General features: G+C 49.6%; 1 rRNA gene. It reads left to right on the top strand.

From position 1 onward, the window contains the following. Positions 1 to 169 precede the first annotated feature (169 nt). A 23S ribosomal RNA gene (locus GKE48_RS14410) occupies positions 170 to 3057 on the top strand. Positions 3058 to 3121 lie beyond the last annotated feature (64 nt).

Genomic DNA, 3121 nt, shown 5'->3' with positions numbered 1-3121 from the left:
ATTGTTCTTTGAAAACTGCATATTAAAATATCTTATAAAACATTGTTTTAAATAATGTTTAGACATCCGAGGTGCGACATATACTTAAAGTAAATGTCAAACCAAGAAACAAACCAAGGTTGAGAAATCAACCAAAAACCGAATGGTGTAACGCTATACATCATTTAAAGGTTAAGCTATAAAGAGCATAGGGTGGATGCCTAGGCACTGAGAGCCGATGAAAGACGTGATAAGCTGCGATAAGCTGCGGTAAGGAGCAAATATCCATTGACCCGCAGATTTCTGAATGGGGAAACCTACGCAAGAAGACCTTGCGTACTCATACATGAATACATAGTGTATGAGAGGGAACCCGGGGAACTGAAACATCTAAGTACCCGGAGGAAGAGAAAGAAACATCGATTTCCTGAGTAGCGGCGAGCGAAAGGGAAAGAGCCCAAACCAGAGGATTTATCCTTTGGGGTTAGGACTGCATAATTGATCTGCAATTGATAGGAGAACGGTCTGGGAAGTCCGGCGAGAAAGCGTGAAAGCCGCGTATCCGAAATCGAAAGCAGCAAGGCAGGATCCAGAGTACCACGAGACACGAGAAACCTTGTGGGAATGAGCGGAGACCACTCCGTAAGGCTAAATACTACTCAGTGACCGATAGCGCATAGTACTGTGAAGGAAAGGTGAAAAGGACCCCGGGAGGGGAGTGAAAGAGAACCTGAAACCCTGTGTTTACAAGCTGTCGAAGCACGAAAGTGCGACGGCGTACTTTTTGTAGAACGGTCCGGCGAGTTATGATGAGTGGTAAGGTTAAGGACTTAAGGTCCGGAGCCGAAGCGAAAGCGAGTGTTAAAAGCACGGTTGAATCGCTTATCATAGACCCGAAACCGGGTGATCTATCCATGTCCAGGTTGAAGCTGCCGTAAGAGGTAGTGGAGGACCGAACACACATCCGTTGAAAAGGGTGGTGATGAGGTGTGGATAGGGGAGAAATTCCAATCGAACCCGGAGATAGCTGGTTCTCCTCGAAATAGCTTTAGGGCTAGCCTCTGGTTAGTCTGCCGCAGGTAGAGCACTGAATTTCCTAGGGGGCGTCAAAGCCTACCGAAGAATATCAAACTGCGAATGGCGGACAGATGATGCCAGGGAGTCAGACTGCACGAGATAAGTTGGGTGGTCAAAAGGGAAAGAGCCCAGACCTACAGCTAAGGTCCCAAAGTGTGTGTTAAGTGGAAAAGGATGTGGGATTTCGAAGACAACTAGGATGTTGGCTCAGAAGCAGCCACACATTAAAAGAGTGCGTAATAGCTCACTAGTCGAGAGGTCCTGCGCCGAAAATGTCCGGGGCTAAAACACAACACCGAAGCTTAGGAATTCTAATGAATTGGTAGAGGAGCATTGAAGACGGAACGAAGCCATACCGTAAGGAATGGTGGACTGTCTTGAAGAGAGAATGCCGGAATGAGTAGCGAGATTGAAGTGAGAATCTTCAAGGCCGAATATCTAAGGTTTCCAGGGTAAAGCTGATCTGCCCTGGGTAAGTCGGGGCCTAAGGCAAGGTCGAAAGACGTAGTCGATGGATAACAGGTTGAAATTCCTGTACTGCATCAAATCAGAAATGTGGGGACACATGAGGGAAGCATGAGCCGGAAAAGGAAAGTCCGGTACAAGCGCAGCAGAGGACAGATAGGCAAATCCGTCTGTCAACTCGAGGGCGCGATGTGGAGCGAACCAAAGTAGCGAAGCATGTGGAGCTTGTGTCGAGAAAAGCCGCTATAGTGTTTGATGTACCCGTACCGTAAACCGACACAGGTGGATGAGGAGAGAATCCTAAGGCCGGCGGGAGAAGCATTGTTAAGGAACTCGGCAAAATGACCCCGTAACTTCGGGAGAAGGGGTGCTCCAGAGATGGAGCCGCAGAGAACTGGCCCAAGCAACTGTTTAGCAAAAACACAGGTCTATGCAAAACCGAAAGGTGAGGTATATGGGCTGACGCCTGCCCGGTGCTGGAAGGTTAAGAGGAGATGTTAATCGCAAGGTGAAGCATTGAATTTAAGCCCCAGTAAACGGCGGCCGTAACTATAACGGTCCTAAGGTAGCGAAATTCCTTGTCGGGTAAGTTCCGACCCGCACGAAAGGCGTAATGATTTGGGCACTGTCTCGACAATGCACCCGGTGAAATTGAAATACCAGTGAAGATGCTGGTTACCTGCGCCAGGACGGAAAGACCCCATGGAGCTTTACTCTAGCTTGATACTGGGGTTCGGTATTGCATGTACAGGATAGGTGGGAGACTGAGAAGATGTGTCGCCAGATGCATCAGAGTCGATGTTGGGATACCACCCCTGCAGTACTGGGCTTCTAACCTGCAGCCGTGACCCGGCTGGGGGACAATGTCTGGTGGGGAGTTTGACTGGGGCGGTCGCCTCCGAAAGAGTATCGGAGGCGCTCAAAGGTTCCCTCAGAATGGTTGGAAACCATTCGAAGAGCGCAAAGGCAGAAGGGAGCTTGACTGCGACACCGACGGGTGGAGCAGGTACGAAAGTAGGACTTAGTGATCCGGTGGTATGAAAGTGGGATTGCCATCGCTCAACGGATAAAAGCTACCCTGGGGATAACAGGCTTATCACTCCCAAGAGTTCACATCGACGGAGTGGTTTGGCACCTCGATGTCGGCTCATCGCATCCTGGGGCTGTAGTAGGTCCCAAGGGTTGGGCTGTTCGCCCATTAAAGCGGTACGCGAGCTGGGTTCAGAACGTCGTGAGACAGTTCGGTCCCTATCCGGCGTGGGCGTAGGATATCTGAGAGGAGCTGTCCTTAGTACGAGAGGACCGGGATGGACTGACCTCTGGTGCACCGGTTGCATTGCCAAATGCATAGCCGGGTAGCCAAGTCGGGACGGGATAAACGCTGAAGGCATCTAAGCGTGAAGCCCCCCTCAAGATGAGATATCCCATAACATAAGTTAGTAAGACCCCTTGAAGACGACGAGGTAGATAGGCAGAAGGTGGAAGTGTGGTGACATATGGAGCTGATCTGTACTAATAGGTCGAGGGCTTAACCAAGAGAAAAGGTTAAGACGGTTTGGATAGAACAAAGAGAGTTATTCTTAAGAGTAATCGGATGAAA

Origin of the sequence: Lachnospira eligens, assembly GCF_009680455.1 — a bacterium.
Taxonomy (GTDB): Bacteria; Bacillota; Clostridia; order Lachnospirales; family Lachnospiraceae; genus Lachnospira; species Lachnospira eligens_A.
Note: the sequence above shows the minus strand (reverse complement) of the source record. Positions and strands in the feature narration are given on the sequence as shown.